The 23,488-nt window shown below is 69.7% G+C and carries 19 protein-coding genes; 14 read left to right on the top strand and 5 right to left on the bottom strand.

Features of this window, described 5'->3' with window-relative positions; all coding sequences use genetic code 11:
* The first annotated feature begins 102 nt into the window (after positions 1-102).
* The 4 genes from LMI96_RS13515 to LMI96_RS13500 all read left to right on the top strand — a co-directional run bounded on the left by LMI96_RS13515 (position 103) and on the right by LMI96_RS13500 (position 4,099).
* Positions 103-867 carry an SDR family NAD(P)-dependent oxidoreductase gene (locus LMI96_RS13515; RefSeq protein ID WP_228361860.1) on the top strand — a complete coding sequence of 255 codons (765 nt, stop codon included), beginning with the start codon at positions 103-105 and terminating at the stop codon, positions 865-867.
* On the top strand, positions 864-1,649 hold the full coding sequence (locus tag LMI96_RS13510) for an enoyl-CoA hydratase/isomerase family protein (protein WP_223723090.1): 786 nt from the start codon (positions 864-866) through the stop codon (positions 1,647-1,649). Before LMI96_RS13515 ends, LMI96_RS13510 begins: the two co-directional genes overlap by 4 nt.
* Positions 1,646-2,485: an NAD(P)-dependent oxidoreductase gene (locus tag LMI96_RS13505; RefSeq protein WP_228361859.1), complete on the top strand. Its 840-nt coding sequence runs from the start codon at positions 1,646-1,648 to the stop codon at positions 2,483-2,485. Before LMI96_RS13510 ends, LMI96_RS13505 begins: the two co-directional genes overlap by 4 nt.
* 87 nt (positions 2,486-2,572) lie before the next feature.
* Positions 2,573-4,099: a DUF4407 domain-containing protein gene (locus tag LMI96_RS13500; protein WP_228361858.1), complete on the top strand. Its 1,527-nt coding sequence runs from the start codon at positions 2,573-2,575 to the stop codon at positions 4,097-4,099.
* An 875-nt stretch (positions 4,100-4,974) separates the two neighbouring features.
* Here LMI96_RS13500 and LMI96_RS13495 read toward each other — a convergent pair.
* The 4 genes from LMI96_RS13495 to LMI96_RS13480 form a co-directional block, all read right to left on the bottom strand.
* Positions 4,975-5,811 carry an HAD family hydrolase gene (locus LMI96_RS13495; RefSeq protein ID WP_228361857.1) on the bottom strand — a complete coding sequence of 279 codons (837 nt, stop codon included), beginning with the start codon at positions 5,809-5,811 and terminating at the stop codon, positions 4,975-4,977.
* Between the two features lie 125 nt (positions 5,812-5,936).
* Entirely contained in the window at positions 5,937-7,352 is a 1,416-nt protein-coding gene (locus tag LMI96_RS13490) for a glycoside hydrolase family 1 protein (RefSeq protein ID WP_228361856.1), read from the bottom strand.
* 92 nt (positions 7,353-7,444) lie between these two features.
* On the bottom strand, positions 7,445-9,301 hold the full coding sequence (locus tag LMI96_RS13485; protein ID WP_223723085.1) for a beta-glucoside-specific PTS transporter subunit IIABC: 1,857 nt from the start codon (positions 9,299-9,301) through the stop codon (positions 7,445-7,447).
* 184 nt (positions 9,302-9,485) lie between these two features.
* On the bottom strand, positions 9,486-10,421 hold the full coding sequence (locus tag LMI96_RS13480; RefSeq protein WP_223723084.1) for a PRD domain-containing protein: 936 nt from the start codon (positions 10,419-10,421) through the stop codon (positions 9,486-9,488).
* Positions 10,422-10,504: 83 nt separating this feature from the next.
* Here LMI96_RS13480 and rlmN point away from each other — a divergent pair, with 83 nt between their 5' ends.
* The 6 genes from rlmN (at position 10,505) to LMI96_RS13450 (ending at position 17,454) form a co-directional block, all read left to right on the top strand.
* The gene (gene rlmN / locus LMI96_RS13475) at positions 10,505-11,761 is read left to right on the top strand and encodes a 23S rRNA (adenine(2503)-C(2))-methyltransferase RlmN (RefSeq protein WP_228361855.1); all 1,257 of its coding nucleotides are present in this window, start codon (positions 10,505-10,507) and stop codon (positions 11,759-11,761) included.
* A 30-nt stretch (positions 11,762-11,791) separates the two neighbouring features.
* Positions 11,792-13,759 (top strand): AarF/ABC1/UbiB kinase family protein, encoded by a 1,968-nt coding sequence (locus LMI96_RS13470; RefSeq protein ID WP_228361854.1) that lies wholly within the window; start codon positions 11,792-11,794, stop codon positions 13,757-13,759.
* A gap of 124 nt (positions 13,760-13,883) precedes the next feature.
* On the top strand, positions 13,884-14,792 hold the full coding sequence (locus tag LMI96_RS13465) for an ABC transporter ATP-binding protein (protein ID WP_228361853.1): 909 nt from the start codon (positions 13,884-13,886) through the stop codon (positions 14,790-14,792).
* The gene (locus tag LMI96_RS13460) at positions 14,789-15,646 is read left to right on the top strand and encodes an ABC transporter permease (RefSeq protein WP_228361852.1); all 858 of its coding nucleotides are present in this window, start codon (positions 14,789-14,791) and stop codon (positions 15,644-15,646) included. Before LMI96_RS13465 ends, LMI96_RS13460 begins: the two co-directional genes overlap by 4 nt.
* Positions 15,647-16,831: a sensor histidine kinase gene (locus LMI96_RS13455; protein ID WP_228361851.1), complete on the top strand. Its 1,185-nt coding sequence runs from the start codon at positions 15,647-15,649 to the stop codon at positions 16,829-16,831.
* On the top strand, positions 16,828-17,454 hold the full coding sequence (locus tag LMI96_RS13450; RefSeq protein ID WP_223723078.1) for a response regulator transcription factor: 627 nt from the start codon (positions 16,828-16,830) through the stop codon (positions 17,452-17,454). The genes LMI96_RS13455 and LMI96_RS13450 overlap by 4 nt, the downstream gene beginning before the upstream one ends.
* Positions 17,455-17,463: 9 nt before the next feature.
* Here LMI96_RS13450 and LMI96_RS13445 read toward each other — a convergent pair whose 3' ends face one another.
* On the bottom strand, positions 17,464-18,927 hold the full coding sequence (locus LMI96_RS13445) for an HNH endonuclease signature motif containing protein (RefSeq protein ID WP_228361850.1): 1,464 nt from the start codon (positions 18,925-18,927) through the stop codon (positions 17,464-17,466).
* 290 nt (positions 18,928-19,217) lie between these two features.
* On the opposite strand from LMI96_RS13445, the gene LMI96_RS13440 reads away from it, so the two are divergent.
* The 4 genes from LMI96_RS13440 (at position 19,218) to prpB (ending at position 23,463) form a co-directional block, all read left to right on the top strand.
* A complete protein-coding gene (locus LMI96_RS13440) occupies positions 19,218-20,228 on the top strand; it encodes an aldo/keto reductase family protein (protein WP_228361849.1) in 1,011 nt (336 codons plus the stop codon).
* 2 nt (positions 20,229-20,230) lie between these two features.
* Positions 20,231-20,716, top strand: a complete 486-nt coding sequence (locus tag LMI96_RS13435; protein ID WP_228361848.1) for an NUDIX domain-containing protein — start codon at positions 20,231-20,233, stop codon at positions 20,714-20,716.
* A gap of 321 nt (positions 20,717-21,037) precedes the next feature.
* The gene (locus tag LMI96_RS13430; RefSeq protein WP_228361847.1) at positions 21,038-22,564 is read left to right on the top strand and encodes an MmgE/PrpD family protein; all 1,527 of its coding nucleotides are present in this window, start codon (positions 21,038-21,040) and stop codon (positions 22,562-22,564) included.
* Positions 22,564-23,463, top strand: a complete 900-nt coding sequence (gene prpB, locus LMI96_RS13425; RefSeq protein WP_228361846.1) for a methylisocitrate lyase — start codon at positions 22,564-22,566, stop codon at positions 23,461-23,463. Before LMI96_RS13430 ends, prpB begins: the two co-directional genes overlap by 1 nt.
* Positions 23,464-23,488 lie beyond the last annotated feature (25 nt).

Raw genomic sequence — 23,488 nt, 5'->3', positions numbered from 1 at the left:
GGGCGGTGGCGGGCCGGGCGGCGACCGCGCGGACGCGGGGTGACGGTGGCACCGAGTCGCGCGTAGGCTGACACTGGATTTCCGTCCTTCGAAGGAGAACGCATGGACCTCACGGGCGCATCCGCCCTCGTCACGGGCGGGGCCAGCGGCCTCGGATTCGCCACCGCGCAACGGCTGTCGGCCGCGGGCGCAGCGGTCACGATCGTCGACCTGCCCTCGTCCGCGGGCATCGAGCGCGCGGCCGAACTCGGCGGCACGTTCGCGCCCGCCGACGTCACCGACCCCGACCAGGTCGCGGCCGCGGTTGCCGCGGCGACCCGGGCCGGCCCGCTTCGCGTGGTCGTGAACTGCGCCGGCATCGCCCCTCCCGCGAAAGTGCTGGACCGCGAGGGGCGGCCGACGCCCCTCGCGGACTTCGAGAAGCTCGTGCGCATCAACCTCGTCGGCACCTACAACGTGATCGGGCAGGCGGCCGCCGCGATGGCCGCATCCGCTCCCGACGGCGTCGGCGGCGACCGGGGAGTGATCGTCAACACGGCGTCCGTCGCCGCCTTCGACGGGCAGATCGGGCAACCCGCCTACTCCGCATCGAAGGGCGGCGTGCACGCGATGACGCTGCCGATCGCGCGCGAACTCGCGCGGTACGGCATCCGGGTCGTCACGATCGCGCCCGGGATCATGGAGACCCCGATGCTGAAGGGCCTGCCGCAGGCCGCGCAGGACTCGCTCGGTGAGCAGGTCCCGTACCCGGCGCGACTCGGGCGGCCCGACGAATACGCTTCGCTCGTGCTCGAGATCGTCCGCAACGGCTACCTGAACGGCGAGACGATCAGACTCGACGGCGCGATCCGGATGGCGCCGCGATGAGCGACTCGATCCTCCTCCACGTCGAGGCGGGCCTCGCCCGTGTCACCTTCAATCGTCCCGACCGGCTGAACGCCATGGACTTCGCGATGGGTGAGCGCTGGCGCGACGTCGCGCGCCAGGTGACGTCGGATCCCGCCGTCGGGGCGATCGTCATCGACGCCGTCGGGCCCGCGTTCTGCGCGGGCGGCGACGTGATGATGATGGCCACCTCGGGGGCGGATGGTTCCGCGGTGACGGATGCGGCGCACGTCATCCACGCCGGCATCCGGGCCTTCGTCGAATCCGACACGCCCGTGGTCGCCGCGGTCCAGGGCGCCGTCGCCGGCGGCGGGCTGGGGCTCATGCTCACCGCCGACTACATCGTGGCGGCCGAGGGTGCCAAGTTCGTCAGCCGTTACGCGAACATCGGACTCACCCCCGACCTCGGGGTGTCGACCCTGCTGCCGGCCGCGATCGGTCAGCGCCGCGCGCTACAGCTCCTGCTGCAAGACCGCACGCTGTCCTCCGCCGAGGCGCTCGACTGGGGACTCATCGCGGAGATCGCGACGGACCCGGGCGCGCGAGCCGACGAGATCGCCCGCTTCTGGCTCGACAACGCGACCGGGGCGTTCGGGCAGGCCAAGCGCCTCGTCCGCACCGGCGCGCACCGGGCGTTCGCAGAGAACCTCGACGACGAGGCGCAGACGATCGGCGCCGCGTTCGACACCCCCGACGCGCACGCGCGCGTCGCCGCGTTCGCCGCCGCATCCGGACGCTCGTCCCGCTCGAAAGGAACCTCATGACCGAGAGCACTCTCGCCGGCAAGACCATCCTCATGTCGGGCGGAAGCCGCGGCATCGGCCTCGCGATCGCGCTGCGCGCCGCCCGTGACGGCGCGAACATCGTGCTGCTCGCGAAGACCGACACTCCGCATCCGAAGCTCGAAGGAACCGTGCACACGGCGGCCGCGGCGATCGTCGAGGCGGGCGGACGCGCGCTGCCGCTCGTCGGCGACGTGCGCAACGACGACGACATCACGGACGCCGTCATGAAGGCTCAGGGGGAGTTCGGGGGGATCGACATCGTGATCAACAACGCCTCCGTCATCGACCTCTCCGGCTCGCTCGACCTCTCGGCCAAGAAGTACGACCTCATGCAGGACGTCAACGTGCGCGGCACGTTCCTGCTCTCGCGGGCTGCTGTGCCGATGCTGAAGGACGCCGAGAATCCGCACATCCTCTCGCTCTCGCCGCCGCTGAACCTGTCGCCGAAGTGGCTAGGCGCGCATACCGGGTACACGCTCGCGAAGTACGGGATGACGATGGCGACCCTCGGGATCGCGGCCGAATTCGCAAGCGACGGCATCGCCGCGAACACCCTCTGGCCGCGCACGACGATCGCGACCGCCGCTGTGCAGTTCTCGCTCGGCGGCGAACGGATGATGCGCGCGAGCCGCACGCCGGAGATCTACGCCGACGCGGCCTACGAGGTGCTGCGCCGGCCCGCGGCGGAGCGCACCGGGCGGACGCTCGTGGTCGAGGACGTGCTCACCGAGTCCGGCGTGACCGACTTCTCGCGCTACGCCGCGGTGCCCGGCACGCCCGATGCCGAGCTGTTCCCCGACATCTTCCTCGACTGACGCGGAGATGCTCGAGTGACGTAGGAGATGGATGCGGAGCGCTCCGCATCCATCTCTTACACAAGTTGCGACTCCTACCCTGAGCGGATGTCATTTTCCGCACATCGTCCCGGTGAGTTCGGCTCCGACGGTCGATTCACCGTTCCCGCCCAGGCGGAGGGCGACCCGCTGTACCTGTCGGACGTCCGAGGCGACGCGCCCGCGGTCGACGACGCTGCCGCGGCGGACGCAGGCCCCGAGCCGGAGGCTGCCCCGGCGGTGGGGGACACAGCGGTGACGGACACGGCGGTGACGGACACGGCACCCGAGCCGGAGACCCCCGCGACCCTGGCGACGGATCCGCCCGCGGACGACGCGACTCCCGCGGAACGACCGCCGCGCTCCCGAGGGCCCCGCTCGCCCCGGTCCCGCCGCAGGCTGACCTGGAGTCGACGGCTCGCGGTGCTCGGCGGCGCGGAGAACGACGTGCTCGATGACGTGCCGACCGAGACTCCCCGCTTTGTGCAGATGTTCTTCGTGCTGGCGGGAACGGCTCTCGTGTCGGCCCTGTCGATGCTGTTCGCCCTCGTCACCGGGGTGCGGATCTCGCCGTGGATCGCGGTGGTGCTCGCGATCGTGTGGGCGCTCATCATCTTCAACCTCGACCGTTTCCTGACCTCGACGATGCGCTCCACCCGAAACGTCTGGCGGCTCATCGGGCTGGCGTTCCCGCGCGTCATCATGGCCGCACTGATCGGGATCGTCGTGGCGGAACCGCTCGTGCTGCAGATCTTCCAGAACGACATCGCGCGGGAGGTCACCTCGACGAACGTCTCGCAGGCGCTGTCGGATCAGGATGCGGTCACGAGCGGCCCGGAGAAGCAGGCGCTGGACGCGGCGAGTGCACGCGTGAGTGCGCTCGAGAACCAGGCGGCCACCGGCATCGTGGCGGGTACCTCCAGTACATCCGCCGAGTCGGTCGCCGCGCAGCAGACGGTCGACCAGCTCACGGCGCAACTCGCCGAGCGGCAGACGGTGATCGACCAGGCGCGCGCGCTCTACCAGTGCGAGCTCACCGGTGAAGGAGCGGGCACGGTTCCCGGGTGCACGGGCGTGCAGGGGTCGGGCGCGAGCTCGGATGCCGCGCAGGCGCAGCTCGCGCAGGCGCAGACCTCGTACGACGATCTCGCGGCTCAGCTGCAGCAGGCGACCGCCGCCCTCACCGCGGCGAACGCGGCCGGCACGGACGCCGCAGCCAACTCGGCCGCGCAGAACACCCAGCAGGCCGAAGACGAGCTACCGGCAGCACGCGCGCAATACGACGCCGCCTTGGCCGCCTACAACGAGCGCGCGGCGGCCGTCGCCGATACGAACGCCGGAGCGCAGGGCATCCTCAGTCAGATCACCGCGCTCGAGCGCCTGTCGCAGCGGGAACCCGTGCTCGCCTGGGCGCACTGGCTCATCGCGGCGCTCTTCTTCATGATCGAGCTTCTGCCGGTGCTGGTGAAGGTGCTGACGAGCTTCGGCGATCCGTCGCTCTACGAGAAGGCGGACGCCCTGCGCCGCCAGGTGGCCCTCGACCGGGTGACCGCCCGCACCTGGCGCGAGCGCGCCGCGATCGTCACCAAGGTCTAGTCCGGAGCGCCGACGCGCGTCGGAGCACCGGCGTCGGGGTGCACGGCTCGGGCGGGCGGGTGGGCGCCGTTGGGAGGTCGCCCGGCCGGCCCCGGCGGTGCGCCGCGCAGGACTCCGGCACGGTGCTGGCGCCGGCACCGGCGCCGGTGCGGGCCAACTCCTCCAGAGTCGGCGCTGGGCGGCCGGGCTGCAGGCCGGGTCGCCGTTTGGAGGAGTTAGCGGCGAGGTTGGCGCCCGCGGGGCCTCGCCGCGCATCCGATGCCGCACCTCGACGCGCTGCCGGGAGGTGCGCCCCCGGCGCGCGGCTCCGCTCGCGACCCGGAGGAGTGGCGCCGCGCGATTACGTCGGGCGGTGAGGGTTCCGGCCTCGACGTGCGAGCTAACTCCTCCAGAATCGGCGCTGGGCGGCCTGGCTGTGGGCCTGGCACCCGTTTTGGAGGAGTTAGCGCGGGGCTGCCGACGTCGACGCCGGCTCAGCTCGCGCCCCGGAGGAGTGGCGCCGCGCGATTACGCCGGGGTGGTGCGGTGCGGGTTCCGGCCCCGCGTGCGCGCCAACTCCTCCAGAGTCGGCGCTGGGCGGCCTGGCTGCGGACCTGGCACCCGTTTTGGAGGAGTTAGCGCGAGGCCGTCGCCGCGCATCAGCGCGTGCAGCGTCGACGCGCGGCGGCGCGGGGCGACCTCGACACCGGCCTCGGGCGCGACCTCGACGTCCGGCCCCGGGCACGACGCGGGGAAGCGGCGCCGCGCGATCACGCCGGGGTGGTGCGGCGCGGGTTCCGGCCTCGACGTCGGGCCAACTCCTCCAACAACGTGCGGGATGTGCCGGGCGCCCGCCGGAACCCGTGTTCTCGAGGAGTTAGCCGCCCGCCGCCGGGTCAGATCAGGCCGTGGCGGCGGAAGGCGTTGGCCACGCCGTCGTCGAGCACGCTGGTGGTGACTTCGTCGGCCAGCGCCTTGAGTCCGTCGCTGGCGTTGCCCATGGCGATGCCGACTCCGCAGACCTCGAACATCTCGACGTCGTTCCAGCTGTCGCCGATGCCGATCGCGTCGGCGGCGTCGATGCCGAGGTGGTCGAGCACCGTCTGGATCGCGGAGCCTTTGGTCACGCCGCGCATGCCGATCTCGCCGTTGCTGCCGCCCGGCAGCGGCATGCTGCCGGAGACGACGTGGAACGTGTCGCCGAGTTCGACGCGGGCGCGTTCGACGGCGTCGGCCGTCTCGCTCACGAAGACGGCTTTCGCGACCCGCGACCGGTCGATCGTGTCGAGGTCGCGGAATCGCGGCCGGCCCTGCGGCGCGCTCTGCGGCTCGGCGCCCTCGTGGGCCGACAGCCAGCGGTTCAGCATCTGGGCGACGACGGCCTGCACCTCGACGGAGGCGTAGACCGCTTCGTCGGTCTGCAGGAAATAGTGGATGCCCGCGTCGGCGAAGAACGCCTCGAGGCGCGCGACGGCGTCCTCCGGCATGGGGTCGGCGACGAGCACCTCGCTACCGACGGCGGCGTAGGCGCCACCGTTCGTGATGGCGCCGTCGAAGCCGATGGCCTGCACGTCGGGGTGGATGTCGCCCGCCGAGCGGCCGGTGCTGAGGTACACGGGCACGCCGCCGGCGCGGGCGGCGCGGATCGCGTCGATGGTGGAGGGGGCGATGGTGCGCCCGTGGTCGAGGATCGTGCCGTCGACGTCGAGGAAGGCGATGCGGGGAGTGGTCACGATGATCCATTCTGCGTCGTCGAGCGCGGCGCGGGCGAACCGGGCCCCAGGGAAAGACCGGAGGCGGACACGGGAAAACGGATGCGGTCCGCCAATCGTCGGGCGGACCGCATCCGTTGTGCAGGTCAGCGGCTGAGGCTGGCGCCGTTCGTGGCGATGACCTCTGAGTACCAGTCGAACGACTTCTTCGGGTAGCGCTCGAGGGTGCCGCTGCCGTCGTCGTTGCGATCGACGTAGATGAAGCCGTATCGCTTGCTCAGCTGCGCGGTGCTGGCGCTGACGATGTCGATGCAGCCCCAGGTGGTGTACCCGAGCAGGTCGACGCCGTCTTCGAGGGCCTCGCCGACCTGCACGAGGTGGTCGTTCAGGTAGGCGATGCGGTAGTCGTCGATGACGGTCTTGCGGCCGTCGATCTCGACGAGCTCGTCGCGCGCGCCGAGCCCGTTCTCGACGATGAACAGCGGCTTCTGCCAGCGGTCCCAGAACTGGTTCAGCACGACGCGCAGACCCACCGGGTCGATGGCCCAACCCCACTGGCTGACGGGGAGCTTCGGGTTCTCCACGCCGCCGAACAGGTTGCCCTTGCCCTCGCGGATGACCTCGGGGTCGGCCGATTCGGCGACGCTCGAGTAGTAGCTGAACGACACGAAGTCGACCGTGTTCTTGAGGGTCTCGCGGTCTTCGTCGGTGATGTCGAGCTCGACGCCCTGCTCGCGCAGGATCCGCAGTGCGTAGCCGGGGTACTCGCCGCGCACGTGGATGTCACCGAACATGAGGTTCGAGTGATCCGTGTGCAGCGACTTGAGCACGTCCTGCGGGTCGGGCGTGAACGGGTAGGTCGGCATCGCGAGGATCATGCAGCCGATCTGCGCGTTCGGGGCGAGCTCGCGGGCGATCTTGGTCGCCGACGCGCTCGCGACGAGCTCGTGGTGGATCGCCTGGTAGAGGTCCTTCGTGGACAGCTCTTCCTTCGGCGTCTGGATTCCACCGCTCATGAAGGGCGCGTGCAGGACGGAGTTGATCTCGTTGAAGGTCAACCAGTACTTCACGCGTGCGCCGTAGCGGGTGAACAGCACGCGGACGTAGCGCTCGTAGAACCCGATGAGGTCGCGGCTGACCCAGCCGTCGTACTTCCGGGCGAGGTTCAGCGGGGTCTCGTAGTGCGAGATCGTGACGAGCGGCTCGATTCCGTGCTTCTCGAGCTCGTCGAAGACGCGGTCGTAGAAGGCGAGGCCCTCTTCGTTGGGCTCGGCGTCGTCACCGTTCGGGAAGATGCGGCTCCACGCGATCGAGAGGCGGTAGACACCGAACCCCATCTTCGCGAACAGAGCGATGTCTTCCGCGTAGCGGTGGTAGAAGTCGATCGCCTCGAGCTTGAGGTTGTCAGGGGTGGGGCCCTCGACGGGCGGCGCCATGATGCCCTTGGGCATGACGTCCTGGATCGACAGACCCTTGCCGCCCTGGTCGTAGCCGCCCTCGATCTGGTTCGCGGCGGTCGCGCCGCCCCAGAGGAATCCGTCGGGGAAAGGTGTGGTGCTCATTGCTCTTCTCTGTCTCTTCGTGGGATACAGGCGCTTCGGGGAGAAGCCGGGGGAAAGGGTGGGGGAGCGGAGTACGCGCCCCCACCCCGGTGTCACTTGGCGGCGACGACCTGCTCGACGGCGATGGCCGAGAACAGCAGCTCACCGTGGGCGATCGGCCCCGAGGCGGCCGTACCGATGGTGGGGTACAGGTCGGAGTTCGTGACGATCACGGGAGTGATCAGGTCGTAGCCGGCGGCCGTGATGGCGTCGACGTCGAACTCGAGCAGCAGCGCGCCTGCCGTGACCTCCTGGCCGGAGGTCACCTTCAGGTCGAAGTGCTGGCCGGCGAGCTTGACCGTGTCGATGCCGACATGGATCAGCACCTCGGCGCCGTCTGCCGTGCGCAGGCCGATCGCGTGACCGGTCGGGAAGGCGGCCACGACGGTCGCGTCGAACGGCGCGTACAGCGCACCCGAACGGGGACGGATGGCGACACCCTGACCGAGGCTGCCGTCGGCGAATGCCGCATCCGGCACCTCCGAGAGCGGCACGGCCGTGCCGTCGAGGGGGCTGAGGACGTCGACGTTGGTGCTCTCGGCGGCCTGCGTCGCGTTCTCCTCCGGGTCCTTGAATCCGACGATCACGGTGAGCAGGAAGGGGATGACGATCGCGGCGGCCAGGCCGATCACGAGCGCGATCATGTTGCCGTTTCCGAACAGGGCCGGGAGGGCGAGGGTGGACGGCACCACGAACGCGGTCGCGAAGACGCCACCCATCGTGATGATCGCGCCACCGATCACACCGCCGACGATGCCGAAGGCGAAGGGGCGCTTGAGGGGCAGGTTGATGCCGTAGATCGCGGGCTCGGTGATGCCGGCGAGGAAGCCGGAGAGCGTCGCGGGGGCGGCGAGGGACTTGAGGTTCTTGTTGCGCGTGCGCACCCAGACACCGGCGACGGCGGCGGCCTGCGCGAGGACGGCGGCGAAGATGGGGGCGACGAGCAGGATCTGACCGGTGGTCTGGTACTCGAGCGTGAAGAGCGGGACGAGGCCCCAGTGCAGACCGAAGATGACGAAGACCTGCCACAGGCCACCCATGATCGCGCCACCGAGCCACGGCACGGTCGCGAAGACCCAGCCGATGCCCTCGCCGATCCAGCCGCTGAGGATGGCGGAGATCGGTCCGATGACGACGAAGACCAGCGGAACACCGATCAGCACGACGATCATCGGGGTAACGAAGCGGCGGATGGCGCCGGGCAGCTTCGCGTAGAGGAACTTCTCCGCGTGGCTCTGCAGCCACACGATGATGATGATCGGGATGACGCTGGAGACGTAGGTCACCATCGTGAACGGGATGCCGAAGAACGTCAGGTCGGGAGCGCCGACGAGCGGGGTGAGCGTCGGATACAGGAGCGCTGCGGCGATCGCGAACGACGTGTATTCGGATGCCTTGAAGTACCTCGCGGCGGTGAACGCCAGCGCGAGCGGCAGGAAGTTGATGAACGCGTCGGACAGGGCGTTCAGCACCGCATACGTCGAGGTGGCGGTGTCTATCCATCCGAAGGTGACGGCCGCGGCGAGGAACGCCTTGAGCAGGCCGGTGCCGGCGAGCGCCCACAGGAGCGGGGTGAAGATCGCCGAGATCATCGCGATGAAGCGGTTGAACAGGTTGCCCTTGGGTCCGGCTTCGGCGGGAGCGGCCTCGGCGGACGAACCACCGAACTTCGAGATCTTGCCGATCGCGGCGTAGACCTCGGGCACGTCGTTGCCGATGACGACCTGGTACTGGCCGCCGGCCTGTGCGGTCGTGATCACGCCGGGCGTGGCCTTGAGGGCTGCGGCATCCGCTTTGCTTTCGTCCTTCAGGACGAAGCGCAGTCGGGTTGCGCAATGCACGAGCGAACTCACGTTCTCTTCGCCTCCGACGCCCTTGAGGACGCCGGCCGCGGTCTGGGAGTAGTCCATCGCGGACTCTCGCTTTCTGCCGCTCCACTGCGGCTCTCGGGTGAGGAAGACGCGGGCCGGACTGCTTCCGGGCAACAAAAAAACCTGAACTCGTTCACCACCGTTTCGGTGATGTGAGTTCAGGTTTTGCCTGCGTGCGCAGTAACAATCCGTCGCGTCGCAGGGCGTTACCGTCCTGCGACGCTCAAGCTACCACTTCGTCTCCGCCTTCGCCAGAAGAATTTTCGGCGGGCGGGGCGGCGGGCGGGGCGGCGACCTGGCTGGCAAGCCGCTCGACGTGCACGATCACGTACAGCAGCTCTTCGTCGGTGAGCTCGGATCCGGTGGCCTCGCGCACGTAGTCCTTCACGTGCTCGGCGATCTCGTACGAGCGCGGATAACTGTGCTTGGCGAACTCGAAGAACGACGTGTCGCTGCCCCGCAGCATCGACTTCGAGACGAGCCGCTGCAACAGGAACTGCACGTGCAGCACGAACCGGGCGTAGTCGGGACTGCTCGTGTCGAGGGCGACGCCGAGGCCCGTCTCGACCGTGGTCGCGACGTGCTGCACGCGGCGGAACAGCAGGGCGGCCGTGCCGTTGGGTTCGTCACGGGTGGCGTTCAGGAGGTGCATCGTGAGGAACACCGCCTCCTCCGCCGGCAGCTCGCGACCGAGCGCCGCGCTGATCGAGGCCGCCATCCGCTCGGCCGCGGCGAACTCCTGCGGATGCAGCACCCGGAGCTCGGGCATGTGCGTCGCGGGGATCCGGATGCCTTTGTCGAGGCGCTCGAGCACGAACTGGATATGGTCGATCGCCGCGATCGTGAGGCGCCGCCCGAGGCTGCGCTGCAGCATCCGTTCGGCCTCATCGCTGGCACGGGAAACGGCCTCGACGACCGCGTAGGGAACCTCGGCGAGCATCTTGCGCTCGCGCTCGCCGTCGGGGCCGGACTGCAGCACGAACGTCTTCTCGACCTTCGCGGGGTCGATCACGTCGTCGGGTTTGCGCTGGAAGCCGATTCCTCGGCCCATGAGCACTCGCTCCCGGCCTTCGGCGTCGACCGAGATGACGACGTTGTTGTTCAGCACCTTGTGGGCGACGACGCCGTCGGGGTGCGACCCGGAGCTGCTGGTCACCATGGCTTGCATCCTACGGGCGGTGCGCGGTACCGAAGTGCGGTTCGCCCGGGCATACACCCAGAACCCTCGTCTACCCTGGGAAGATGACCGATCTCACTCCCGTGCGCACCACGAAACCCCGCCAGGTGCGCCCGGCGACCGAGGGCTGGTCGCAGAAGAAGGACGACACCGGACGCCCGCTGCTGCAGTTCGCGAGCCCGAAGCGCGGCAAACCGCCCGTGCACCTGGCCGATCTCACGGCCGAGGAACGCGTTGCGAAGGTGACAGAACTCGGGCTTCCCGGCTTCCGTGCGAAGCAGCTCGAGAAGCACTATTTCACGCACTACACGTCGGACCCCGACCAGATGACCGACCTGCCGGCATCCGTTCGCACCGAACTCGTCGCCGGCATGCTGCCGCCGCTGCTCGCCGAGGTACGGCGGCTTGAGACCGATCGCGGCGACACGATCAAGTTCCTCTGGAAGCTGCACGACGGCGCCCTCGTCGAGTCGGTGCTGATGCGCTACCCGGGCCGCATCACGCTCTGCGTGTCGTCGCAGGCCGGATGCGGAATGAACTGCCCGTTCTGCGCCACCGGCCAGGCGGGGCTCACGCGCAACATGTCGGCGGCGGAGATCATCGAGCAGATCGTGCGCGCCAACCGGCTCATCGCCGACGGGGGCCTCGGCGGCAAGAAGAAGGACGACCACTCGCTCGACCGCGTCTCGAACATCGTCTTCATGGGCATGGGTGAGCCGCTCGCGAACTACGCCCGCGTCATGCAGGCGGTGCGGGTCATGGTCGACAAGGAGCACGGACTGGGCATGAGCGCCCGCGGCATCACCGTGTCGACGGTGGGTCTCGTGCCGGCGATCCGCAAGCTCGCCGACGAAGACATCCCGGTGACGTTCGCCCTCTCGTTGCACGCCCCCGACGATCACCTCCGCGACGAGCTGATCCCGGTCAACTCGCGCTGGAAGGTCGACGAGGCGCTGGATGCGGCGCGCAACTACTTCGACAAGACCGGCCGTCGGGTGTCGATCGAGTACGCCCTCATCAAGGACATGAACGACCACGGCTGGCGGGCCGACCTGCTCGCCGAGAAGCTCAACCAGCGCGGTCGCGGGTGGGTGCACGTGAACCCCATCCCGCTGAACCCGACTCCCGGGTCGATCTGGACCGCATCCGATGTCTCCGTGCAGAACGAATTCGTTCGCCGTCTCAACGACGCCGGAATTCCGACGACACTGCGCGATACTCGCGGTAAGGAGATCGACGGTGCCTGCGGGCAGCTCGTCGCCACCGCCGAAGACGAAGCGGTCGCCGCCGACACTCCCGTAGGAGCCGACCAGCACAGCTGACGCGCTGCGCACGCCGCCGAGGGGGAACGGATGCTGACGCTCATCGTCTACGCGATCGTGACGATCGCGTTCGCGGGGATCGCGACCTGGGTCGCTCGCCGGCTGCTGGATGACCGGGTCGGACGCGTGCGTCCGCTGATCACCGGAATCGTCGTGTTCCTGGCGGGGACCCCGCTGTGCGTCTGGGCGCTCGAGCGGGCCGATGTCGTGGTCGGCGACCGGGTCGTCGTCGATGACGGGGTGGCGGTCCTGTTCCTCCTGCTCGTGTTCGGGTGGCTGTTCGCCGTCGTGGTGATCGCGATCGTCGCGTTCGAGTTCCTCTGGCCGACCAAGCCCGGCCGGAACCCCGTGACGACGGTGCGGGAGCTGTTCCGCCGCCGGGATCGCGCCCGCCGCTACGCGCAGATCCTGATGATCGCGTCGCGCCACGGCCTCGGCGTGTACCGGCACCACCGCACCGGCGCGGGCGACGACCTCGCGGCCTCGCTCGTCGCCGCGATGAACGAGGCCGGGGTGACCTTCATCAAGATCGGGCAGGTGCTCTCCACCCGAGACGACGTGCTGCCGCCGTACCTCATCACGGCGCTCGCGACGCTGCAGATGGAGACCACGCCGATTCCCTGGTCGGAGGCGCGCGGGGCGATCGAAGCGCAACTGCGCCGCCCGCTCGACGAGGTCTTTGCGTCGGTCGACGAGGTTCCGATGGCGGCCGCATCCGTTGCGCAGGTGCACGCCGCAACGCTGCGCAGCGGCGAGGAGGTCGTCATCAAGATCCAGCGGCCGACCGCTCGTGCGCAGGTCGCGACCGATCTCGATATCGTCGAGCGGTTGGCCGCCGATGTCGAGCGCCGCACCGACTGGGGGCGCGATTACGGCGTCGTCGCCCTCGCGGCGGAATTCGGCCGGTCGCTGCGCGAGGAGCTCGACTACCGCGTCGAGGCCGGGAACACCGAGATGCTCCGCGGCGCGGTGTCGCGCTCGACCCGCGAGAGCGTGCGCGTGCCGCAGGTGTTCGCGGCGTACACGACGGCCCAGATGCTCGTGCAGGAACGCGCGTCCGGCACGGCGCTCAGCCACATCGATCCGACCGCGATGGATCCGGACGACGCCCGAGCGATCGCCGATCGCCTGCTCGACTCGGTCTTCGACCAGATCGCCGTGCGCGGCGTCTTCCACGCGGATCTGCATCCGGGCAACGTGCTCCTCGCCGACGACGGTTCGCTCACGCTGATCGACTTCGGGTCGGTGGGGGTGCTCGAAAAGAGCATGCGGCGGCTGCTGCTTCCGCTGCTCACCGCGATGGCGAACGAGGATGACGTCGCGGCAACGGATGCGTTGCTGCTGGTCGTGACGCCGCCCGACACGGGCGTTCTCGACCAGGGGGCGCTGCAGCACGACGTGGGGGTCATCCTGACGAGACTCCACAATTCGCCGATGGATCAGAACGTGTTCCGCGCGCTCGTCGACGTGCTGCGCCGGCACCGGCTGGCCCTCGCCCCGTCGCTGCTGCTCGTCTTCCGGACGCTCGCGTCGCTGGAGGGGTCGCTCCGGCGCATCGTGCCGAGCTACGACATGGTCGGACGGGCGCTCGAGATCGCTCCGCGGATCGCTCGCGAAGTGGTCTCACCGCGTTCGCTCGCGCTGACCCTGCAGACCGAGGCCGCTCTCGTGAGCGAGCAGCTCCGTCAGGTGCCGCGGCGGCTCGAGACGCTCGCGAACCAACTGGAGGACGGCACGTTCTCGATCCGCATGAAGACGTGGGAGGGCAGTGAGGGGCGCGGATGGATCGAAGAGCTCATGGGCCGGCTGACGACGACACTCGTCGGCATCGCGCTCATCGTCGTCGCGGTCGTCATGGGGGTCACGGTCACCGGTCCCGAACTCACCCCGGACCTGCCGCTCTTCCCATTCCTCGGCGCGGTCGTCGGTCTCGTCGGGCTTCTGCTTCTGCTGCGGAGCCTGCGCGCCGCATACGCCCGGCGACGATCCGGTCGCTGAGTCGGCCGGCCGCTGAGCCGAGACCCGCTGACGCTCGGCGGTTTCACGGGTCCACCGGATGGGGGATGCCGGGGCAACCGGATGACGGTCGCGTCGGGCGCCGTGAGCGCGGGATGCTCGGGGCATGACGGAAACGGTCGTGCGGGTCGAGGACCTGCGCAAGACGTACCACGGAGGGTTCCAGGCCCTCGGTGGCGTGAGTTTCGAGATCGCGCGCGGCGAGACGTTCGCCCTCCTCGGCCCGAACGGGGCGGGGAAGAGCACGACGATCGAAATCCTGGAGGGGTACCGGGAACGGACGAGCGGCGTGGTGGAGGTTCTGGGGACGGACCCGCACCACGGCGACCTCGACTGGAAGGCACGGCTCGGGATCGTGCTGCAGAACACGGGGGAGGCGCCGGTCGCGACCGTCCGCGAGATGCTCGTGCACTTCGCGCGGTTCTACCCCCGGCCACGCGACGTCGACGAGACCATCGCGGCGGTCGGGCTCACGGCGAAGGCGAACGCGCGCGTGCGCACCCTCTCGGGTGGCCAGCGGCGCCGCGTCGACGTCGCGCTCGGGATCATCGGCAACCCCGATCTGCTGTTCCTCGACGAGCCGACGACCGGATTCGACCCGGAGGCCCGGCGTCAGTTCTGGGACCTGATCCGCGTGCTGCAGGCCGAGGGGACGACGATCATCCTGACGACCCACTACCTCGAAGAGGCGTCCGCGCTGTCGAGTCGGGCCGCCATCGTCGTCGGGGGCGCCCTCGTGGCGATCGGCCCCATCGATCAGATCGGCGGTGCGGATGCCCGCATCCCGATCGTGCGGTGGCGAGAGGACGGCGTCGTCCGAGAACAGCGCACCGAGCGGCCCGGCGAGTTCGTGTCCCGTCTCGTGGCCGCGGGGGATGCGGAACCCGACGATCTCGAGGTCGTCCGGCCGAGCCTCGAAGACGTGTACCTGAGCTTCCTCGCGACCGAGGAGAAAACGGGCGCCGCGGCGGTGCCCGCGTCCGGCGCTGCATCCGACCGAGGAGTGTCCGCATGACCGCCCCCGCATCCGCCGTCCCCATGTCGGCGCCGCGCCGATCGTCGGGGATCGGCCACACGCTCCGTCTCGGCTTCTGGCGCATCGGCTACGAGGTGCGCGGCTACTTCCGGCAGGGCGACTCGGTCTTCTTCACATTCCTCTTTCCGCTCGTGATGCTGCTGATCTTCTCGGTCGCGTTCAGTGCCCAGACCTTCGGTGCACCGGGCGACGAGATCAGTGCGGCGGCGTTCTATCTGCCAGGGATGGTCGCGGCGGGACTGCTGCTTTCGGGCACGCAGAACATGGCGCTCGACATCGCGACCGAACGCAGCGACGGCACCCTGAAGCGTCTGGGCGGCACGCCGCTCGGGCCGGTGGCGTACTTCATCGGAAAGCTCGGGATGGTGCTCGTCACCGGGCTCCTGCAGTCGGCGTTGTTGATCGCGGTCGCGGCGCTCGCCTTCGGTGTCGCCCTGCCCACCGATCCGATGAAGTGGGTCACGTTCGGGTGGGTGTTCCTCCTCGGCGTCACCACCTGCGCCATCCTCGGCATCGGGCTCAGCTCGCTGCCGCGGTCGGGGCGCAGCGCGTCGGCCGTCGTCATCCCGATCGTGCTGGTGCTGCAGTTCATCTCCGGCGTCTACATCCAGTTCTCGACGCTGCCGGCCTGGCTGCAGGGCGTCGCGAGCATCTTCCCGCTGCGCTGGCTGGCGCAGGGGATGCAGTCGGTGTTCCTTCCGGAGTCGTTCGCGTCGATGACGCCGAGCGGCACGTGGGAGCACGGACTGATCGTCCTCGTCACCGGCATCTGGCTGGTGGCGGGACTCGTCCTCGCCCGTGTGACGTTCCGCTGGATCCGCAAGGATGGCTGAATGACGGATGCGAGGGCCGACGCGGCGGCCGCGAGCGGGAGGGTCTGGGGGGTCTCGCTCGCGGCCGTGCTGGCGTTCTGCCTGATCGCGGCGCTGAACGCGTCGGCGGGTGAGCCCGACTGGCGCAGCATCGGGCTCACCGTTGTCGTGTCGCTGGTCTACGGCGCGGTGTTCGTTCTCTTCGTGCGCCGGGTGATGCCCCGGTCGTCCGGGGCGTTCGTCGCGGCCGCGGTGACCATCGTGATGGTGGGCGTGATGACCGCGGTCGTGCCCAGCAGCGCCGTGCTCCAGTTCTGGGCGTTTCCGCTCCTGTGGGGGCTGCTTCCCTCCCCGCGCCTCGCGATCCCGGCGTCGTTCGCGCTCGCCGCGGCGGTGTTCGCGGGGTTCGCGGTCAGCACCGGCGATGAACGCGGATGGTTCGTCACCGCGCTCCTCACCGAGGTGATCTCGTTCGCGGTCAGCATCATCATGGGACTCTGGGTGCTGAGCGTCTACGCCTACGGGCGGGAGCGCGAGCGGCTGCTCGCGGAGTTGACGGCCGCGCAGGACGAACTCGCGGCGCTGCATCGTGACGCGGGTGTCACGTCCGAGCGGGAACGCCTCTCGCGAGAGCTGCACGACACGCTCGCGCAGAGCCTGACGGCGGCTGTGCTGCTCGTGCAACGCGCGCGGCGGGAGCTCGCGGCGGGCGCCGACGCCGATGAGACGCTCGATCTCGTGGAGGAGTCGGTGCGCGACGGACTCGGCGAGACGCGCCTGCTGGTCGCCGATAATGCCCCCGTCGAGCTCGCGGCGGGCGGCGGTCTCGGCGCGGCGCTCGAGACGCTGGCGGCGCGTTTTCGCCGGGAGGCGGGGGTCGATGTCGACGTCGACGTGCGCCTGAACGCGCCGCTGTCCCGCGAGGCGGAGGCAGCGCTGCTGCGCTGCGCGCAAGAGGGGTTCGGCAACATCCGCAAACACGCCGGTGCTCGCCGGGTCACGGTTCTGCTGACCGGCGACGACACCGGCGCGGAGTTGCGCGTGCGCAACGACGGGCGCGGGTTCGATCCGGATGCGGACGCCACCGGCTTCGGGCTGGCGGGTCTGCGTGCGCGCCTGCGGCTGGTCGGTGGCACGCTCGATCTCGACGGGACGGACGGGGCGGTCGAGCTGCGTGCGCGGGTGCCCCGGGAGGTGGACGCATGATCCGAGTTCTCATCGCTGACGATCACCCGATCGTGCGGGCGGGGCTCGTCGCCCTGGTGGCCGCGGCGCCCGACATGGAGGTGGTCGGCACGGCAGCGACTGGCGCGGAGGCGGTGGCGCTCGCCGCATCCGTCGCTCCCGATCTCGTTCTGATGGACCTGCGGATGCCGGGAATGGACGGCGATGAGGCGACCGAGCAGATCGTCGCCGCGGATCCGGATGCGCGGGTGCTCGTGCTGACGACCTACGAGACGGATGACGCGATCTTGCGGGCGATCGGGGCGGGGGCTCGTGGCTACCTGCTGAAGGCATCGCCCGAGGCGGAGCTGCTGGCCGGCATCCGCGCCGTCGCGCAGGGTGAGGTGGCGCTCGCGCCGAGCGTGAGCCGGGTGCTGGTGCGGCAGGCGGGGCGCCCGAAGGAGCCCGACGCCCCGGTGCTGTCGCCGCGCGAGGTGGAGGTGCTGCGTCTGGTCGCCGCCGGGCACAGCAACCGGGCCATCGGTGAGCGCCTCTACCTGGGCGAGGCGACGGTGAAGACGCACCTGATGCACGCGTTCACGAAGCTCGAGGTGCGGGACCGCACCCGCGCCGTCACCCGTGCCATGGAGCTCGGGCTGATCTGACGGGGCCCGTCACGTTCGCGCAGCGATGTAGCGGTCGAGGGTGCGGGTCGGGGACTTCGCCACTCGCCGCCAGGTGCCGCCGGGATCCCACCATCCGGGGCCGCGCACCTCGGGGACGCCGCGACGCATTCTGACCGACCAGCCCCCGCTGTCGAGGGTGCGGTGGTGATGCCAGCAAAGCAGGACGCCGTTGTCGGTGCTCGTGGGTCCGCCCGTCGCCGCCTCGTGCACGTGATGGATCTCGCACCACGCGGCCGGCACATCGCAACCCGGAATGATGCAGCCGCCGTCGCGCAGGGTGATCGCGCGTCGCTGATGATGGTCGAAGACGCGATCCGGGATCTCGATGCGCGCGATGCGACCGGCCCGATCGAAGACGCGATCCGGGATCTCGATGCGCGCGATGCGACCGGCCCGATCGAAGACGACGTGCTGCACGCTGCCCGAACACGCGATGCGGCGTGCGACGGACAGCGGGACCGGCTCGTCGATGCCGTCGAGGTGCGCGACGCCGTGTCCGGAAGCGAGGTCTTCGTGCCGGACCGACACGAGCAGTGTGGGGGCTGCACCCCCGATGGTGGGGACCTCGCTCGACCGGGCGGCGACGTTGAGCGCGGTCGCGAACGCATCGTGGAGCTTCTGCGGACGGGTCCGGGAATCGACAGGTGCGTCTTCTTCGGATTCGGGCTCGGATTCGAGCTCGGTGTTGTCTCGGAAAGTGACGCGGGCGCGCGGGTTGTTGATCGCGTGGTCGAGGCGCGTGAGCTGGGCAGCGACTTCAGGGAGCAGTTCGCCGCGGATCGGCACGCGGCCGTCGCGACAGGCACCGAGGACCAGCCCGCGGTGACGCTCGGCCGCATCCGCGCGGGGTTCGGCGCCGTCGGGGTCGAGGTACATCGCCCACACCTGGGCCTGCAGCCGCAGATCGTCTGCCGTCGGCAGCCCGTTTTCGTCGGCCCCTTCACCTCGGGCACTCGCGGCGAGCTCCGTCTCGGCCGCGGCGCGCTGCTCCGCGGAGATATCCGCAGCATCGAGGGTCGCGGAAACCGCCGTCACGGCGTCGACGCCGATGGCTCCGGCGGCGACTGCGGCGCGCAGAGCGGGGTACGGAGCGGGCAGAGTGTCGCCGGTCAGTGCCCTCCGGGTCGCGGTAGCGGCACCGGCGCGCGCGTAGTCGCCGGAGGTGCGGCCCGATGTGCGCGTCACGCGCTGGATCAGCTCACGGGTGTGCCGGCATCCGTATCGCGTCGTCATGCGCTCCGCTCGTGCGCTCGAGGCGGAGCGTGCCTGCACTTCTCCTGCAGCCTCGGTGACGAGTGCTTCGGCTCGACGGATGACTGCCGCCGCCGCATCCATCACCGCGAGGACGTCGTCGTCCGTGGCGGAGCGCAGCGCGCCCTCGGCGAAGACCTCGGACGCGACCGCACCCAGCCGCGACTCGAGGTCGCGGATGATGCGGTTCGTCCCGTTCATGTCTTGATTCTCGCACCGACCTCCGACATCACCCCGGTACCCGATTCCCAGGTTAGGTGGTCAAACGTGGTTCGCTTTTGATGCGCCTCGGGACGCCGGCGTCGAGCCCCGCGAGACTGCAACTTCGCGCCGAGACAGTGGGGTTACCCCGCACTCTCGGCGCCCAGATGCAGTCTCGCGGATACGGCCGGAGAGTCCACAGGACTGCGCGCCGCCCCCAAATCGCCCGCCCGCGTCACGGAGAAGTCAAGCGCGGCCCCCGCATCCGGAGCCGCCGTTAGCGTGGAGGAATGGTCAATTATCGCTATCTCGGCAACAGTGGTTTCAAGGTCTCGGAGATCACCTACGGCAACTGGATCACGCACGCCTCGCAGGTCGAGAACGAGGCCGCGGTCGCCACGGTGCACCGCGCACTCGACCTCGGCATCACGAGCTTCGACACGGCCGACGCCTACGCGAACACCGCCGCCGAAGAGGTGCTCGGCGAGGCGCTGAAGGGGCAGCGTCGCGAGTCGCTCGAGATCTTCACGAAGGTCTACTGGCCGACCGGCCCCGCGGGTCCCAACGACCAGGGACTCAGCCGCAAGCACATTCTCGACAGCATCAATGGCTCACTCCGCCGGCTCGGTGTCGACTACGTCGACCTGTACCAGGCGCACCGGTACGACTACGAAACTCCCCTCGAAGAGACGATGCAGGCCTTCGCCGACCTCGTCCGCCAGGGCAAGGTGCTGTACATCGGTGTGTCCGAATGGAGCGCTGAGCAGCTTCGCGCCGGTCACGCGCTGTCGAAGGAACTCGGGTTCCAGCTCATCTCGAACCAGCCGCAGTACTCGGCGCTGTGGCGGGTCATCGAGGAGAAGGTCGTGCCGACCTCGGAAGAGCTCGGCATCTCGCAGATCGTCTGGTCGCCGATGGCGCAGGGCGTGCTGAGCGGAAAGTACCTTCCGGGTCAGGCCGTGCCCGCCGGATCGCGGGCGACCGATGACAAGAGCGGAGCGAACTTCATCAAGAACTTCCTCCGCGACGAGGTGCTCGAGGCCGTGCAGCGGCTGAAGCCGGTCGCTGAGCAGGCAGGGCTGACGATGCCGCAGCTCGCAATCGCGTGGGTGCTGCAGAACCCGAACGTCTCGGCCGCTCTCGTGGGAGCTTCGCGTCCCGAACAGCTCGATGACACCGTCAAGGCGTCCGGCGTCGTGCTCGACGCCGACGTGATGACGGCCATCGACGATGCCCTCTCGGGCGTTGCCGAGACCGATCCGGCGAAGACCGTGTCGCCGAAGGGCCGTCCGACCGACTGACGATGACCGTCCACAGCGCGGGGCTCTTGCTCTACCGGGTGCAGCCGGCGCTCGAGGTGCTGATCGCGCACATGGGCGGCCCGTTCTGGGCGCGCAAGAACGAGGGCGCCTGGTCGATCCCCAAGGGGGAGTTCGACCCGGCGGAAGAGTCGGCGGCGGATGCGGCGGCGCGCGAGTTCCGAGAGGAGCTCGGCGTCACCGCCCCCGCCGACCCGTCGGACTTCGCCGAACTCGGCACGTTCGCGTACGCCTCCGGCAAGCGCGTGACGGTCTTCGTCGCAGAAGGCGGCGATCTCGATCTCACCGCGCTGAGTTTCGGTGAGTTCGAGATGGAGTGGCCGCCGCGGTCGGGGCGCACCGCATCCTTCCCCGAGGTGGACCGTGTCGCATGGGTCACTCCCGCCCGCGCGCGTGAGCTGCTCGTGAAAGGGCAACGCCCCGCGATCGACGCGCTGGAGGCCGCGCGCGCCGCCGGGCCCGAGGGGTAGCTCGCCAGCCTCGCGCGTCCGCCGTCTCCCCTCTCGCCGCCCGCGTCCGCCATCACCCCTCTCGCCGCCCGCGTCCGCCATCACCCCGCCCGGCGCGCTACTTTTCTGCTCCCGCGCTTCAGATCTGAGGCGCGTGAGCAGGAAACTGGCGCGCGGCGGGCCGAGTGAGCAGGAAAGTGGCGCGCGACGGATCGGCTTCCCCGCACCGCACGCGGGCGAGCCGTCGCGGCCGCGCTGTCGTACGGTGGAGGGTGAGCCGTCCGCAGCGCCGTGGATGCCAGACTTCGGCGCCGGCCGCGCCGCCCACCATCCGGGAGCATCATGACCATCACGCACCACCTGCGCGTCCATCGCAGTGACGAGAACCTCGCCCGCGAGGGGCAGCTCGCGTGGCACATCGCCCAGGTCGCCGCCGACCCCGTGGCCGTCGACGACGACGTGGTCGACATGATCGTCAACCGGCTGATCGACAACGCGGCCGTGGCGGCGGCATCCCTCACCCGGCGGCCGGTGAGCGCCGCGCGCCAGCAGGCGCTCGACCACGCGGTCTCGATCGGCGGAAACGGGGCGACCGTGTTCGGGTGCGCGCTCGAGCGGCGTTCGAGCCCGGAGTGGGCCGCGTGGGCGAACGGGGTCGCCGTCCGCGAGCTCGACTATCACGACACGTTCCTCGCCGCCGACTATTCGCATCCCGGTGACAACATCCCGCCGATCCTCGCGGTCGCGCAGCACGTGGGGGCGGATGGCGCGGCGCTGCTGCGCGGCATCGCGACGGGGTACGAGATCCAGATCGACCTCGTTCGGGCGATCTGCCTGCACAAGCACAAGATCGACCACGTCGCGCACCTGGGGCCGTCGGCCGCCGCCGGAATCGGTACGCTCCTCGGGCTCCCCGTCGAGACGATCTTCCAGGCGATCGGGCAGGCGCTGCACACGACCACCGCGACCCGGCAGTCGCGCAAGGGTGAGATCTCCACCTGGAAGGCGCACGCCCCGGCGTTCGCGGGGAAGATGGCGGTCGAGGCCGTCGACCGGGCGATGCGCGGTGAGACCTCGCCGTCGCCGATCTACGAGGGCGAGGACGGTGTCGTGGCGTGGATGCTGGACGGCCCCGACGCGTCGTATGACGTGCCGTTGCCGGCCGAGGGCGAGCCGAAGCGCGCGATCCTCGACTCGTATACGAAGGAGCATTCGGCCGAGTACCAGGCGCAGGCGTGGATCGATCTGGCCCGGCGCCTCGGGGGCGAGAATCCGGCGCTGCGCGACCCGGAGAGCATCGAGTCGGTCGTGCTGCACACCAGCCATCACACACACTTCGTGATCGGTTCGGGCGCGAACGACCCGCAGAAGTACGACCCGACGGCATCCCGGGAGACGTTGGATCACTCGATCCCGTACATCTTCACCGTCGCCCTGCAGGACGGCAGCTGGCACCACGTCGACTCGTACACGCCGGAGCGCGCCGGACGCGCCGACACGATCGCGCTGTGGCAGAAGGTCACGACCGCCGAGGATGCGGAATGGACCCGCCGGTACCACTCCGACGACCCCGACGAGAAGGCTTTCGGCGGCCGGGTGGAGATCCGCCTGACCGACGGCTCGACGATCGTCGACGAGATCGCGGTCGCCGACGCGCACCCGCTGGGCGCTCGCCCGTTCGCGCGGGCCGACTACATCCGCAAGTTCCGCATCCTCGCCGAACCGGTGCTGGATGCTGCCGAGATCGAGCGATTCCTCGCTCTCGTGCAGCGTCTTCCCGAGCTCACTGTCGACGAGGTGCGCCAGCTCTCGATCGTCGCGAAGCCCGGCGTGATCCTCTCGGCGCCGGCGCCCAAGGGTCTGTTCTGATGCTGTACGCCACCACATCCGCGGCCGAGAAGCGTCGGTTGCTGCGCGAACGGCTCGCGTCGGGTGAGCTGCTGCGTTTCCCGGGCGCGTTCAACCCGCTGTCGGCGCGGTTGATCGAGCGCAAGGGATTCGATGGCGTGTACATCTCGGGTGCGGTGCTCGCCGCCGACCTGGGCCTGCCCGACATCGGGTTGACGACCCTCACCGAGGTCGCCGGCCGGGGTCAGCAGATCGCCCGGATGACCGAGCTCCCCGCCATCATCGACGCCGACACGGGGTTCGGTGAGCCGATGAACGTGGCGCGCAGCATCCAGACCCTCGAAGACGCCGGTCTCGGCGGCGCGCACATCGAGGACCAAGTCAACCCGAAGCGCTGCGGGCATCTCGACGGCAAGTCGGTCGTCGATGCCGATACCGCGGTCAAGCGCATCCGCGCGGCGGTGGATGCCCGGCGGGATCCGAACTTCCTGATCATGGCCCGCACCGACGTGCGCGCTGTCGAGGGGTTGGACGCGGCGATCGACCGCGCGAAGGCCCTCGTCGATGCGGGGGCGGATGCGGTTTTCCCCGAGGCGATGCGCGACCTCGGCGAGTTCGAGGCGATGCGTGCCGCGCTCGACGTGCCGATCCTCGCGAACATGACCGAGTTCGGGAAGAGCGAACTGTTCTCGACCGCGCAGCTGCGGGATGCGGGTGTGAACATCGTGATCTGGCCGGTATCGCTGCTGCGCATCGCGATGGGCGCCGCCGACCGCGCCCTCGACGAGCTCACCACCGAAGGCCATCTCCGTGCGAAGCTCGGGGAGATGCAGCACCGCGCCGATCTCTACGACCTGATCGACTACGAGCAGTACAACCGCTTCGACCAAAGCGTCTTCGACTTCCACGTCGAACGCTGACCCCACGCATCCGTGTCCTGTTCAT

Source organism: Microbacterium sp. cx-59 (assembly GCF_020805625.1).
Taxonomy (GTDB): Bacteria; Actinomycetota; Actinomycetes; order Actinomycetales; family Microbacteriaceae; genus Microbacterium.
Note: the sequence above shows the minus strand (reverse complement) of the source record. Positions and strands in the feature narration are given on the sequence as shown.